This is a genomic window from Streptomyces sp. MS191 (assembly GCF_008042125.1).
GTDB lineage: Bacteria > Actinomycetota > Actinomycetes > Streptomycetales > Streptomycetaceae > Streptomyces.
The window spans coordinates 1-1,422 of record NZ_RDBI01000198.1 but is presented as its reverse complement, the minus strand read 5'-3'; the positions used below and the strand labels follow the sequence as shown (position 1 = coordinate 1,422).

Below are 1,422 nucleotides of genomic sequence, written 5' to 3'. Positions count from 1 at the left end.
CCGCCCGCCCCACGACCAGCCTCTCCGGCCAGCGCGGCTACATCGTCCAGGCCGTCGAGGACCACCTCAGCCGCACCGGCACCATCGACGAGAAAACCCTGGCCCGCGGCGGCTACCGGATCACCACCACCCTCGAAAAACCCAAGCAGGACGCCTTCGTCGCCGCCGTCCACGAACAGGTCACCTCCCGGCTCGACCCGGCACGCAACCCGACCGACCGCTACGTCCGCGTCGGCGGAGCGGCCATCGACCCGGCCAGCGGACGCGTCCTCGCCCTCTACGGCGGCATCGACTACACCCGCCAGTACGTCAACAACGCCACCCGCCGCGACTACCAGGTCGGCTCCACCTTCAAGCCCTTCGTCCTCACCGCGGCCGTCGAGACCGCCGCACAGACCCAGGACGGCCGCCCGATCACCCCGAACACCTACTACGACGGCACCAACCGCCGCCTCGTGGACGGCTGGCCCGGCGAACCCTACGACCCCGCCAACGAGGACGACGCCTCCTACGGCGACATCACCGTCCGCACCGCCACCGACCAGTCGGTGAACGCCGTGTACGCGCAGATGGCGGTCGACGTCGGCCCCGGCAGGGTCCGGGACACCGCCGTCGCCCTCGGCCTGCCGGCCACCACACCCGACCTGAACGCCTCCCCCTCCATCGCCCTGGGCCCCGCCACCGCGAGCGTCCTCGACCTGGCCGAGGCCTACGCCACCCTCGCCAACCACGGCCGGCACGGCGCCTACACCCTCGTCGACTCGATCAGCAAGGACGGCCACGAACTCGACCTGCCCGACGCCGAGAGCACCCAGGTCGTCACCCGCGAGGCCGCCGACACGACGACCGCGGTCCTGCGCGGCGTGGTGGAGACCGGCACCGGGACCGCGGCACGCGCCGCCGGCCGCCCCGCCGCCGGCAAGACCGGCACCGCCGAGGAGGACCGCGCCGCCTGGTTCGCCGGCTACACCCCCGACCTGGCGACCGTCGTCACGATGATGGGCCAGGACCCGGACACCGGCGAACAGAAGTCGCTGTACGGCGCACTCGGCATGGCCCGCGTCAACGGCGGCGGCCCACCCGCCGAGATCTGGGCCCAGTTCACCCGGGAGGCACTGGCGGGCACCGAACCCAAGGACTTCGAGCTCCAACTCGGCGAAGGCGCCGAGGAACCGCCCGCCCCGGACCCGGCGCGCCCCGACCTCACGGACGGTCGGGCCGAGGACCCCACGGAGGAGCAGGAGGACGCGGAGGACGAGCAGGCCCAGGGACCGCAGCACCCCGCACGCCCCCACCAGCCCCAGCGCGGCCCGGGCGGCCAGGACGGCGCCGGCACGACGGACAGGACCCGCGGCGACACCGGGGCAGGCTCCCCCGCCACGAACACGGACACCCGACCACCCCGCACCGCCGGCTCCACCC

General features: G+C 74.2%; 1 protein-coding gene. It reads left to right on the top strand.

The genetic code is table 11. The features are described from left to right. Positions 1 to 1,422: transglycosylase domain-containing protein (locus EAO71_RS36360; RefSeq protein WP_147982063.1), on the top strand; the 1,422-nt coding region annotated here is incomplete at both ends.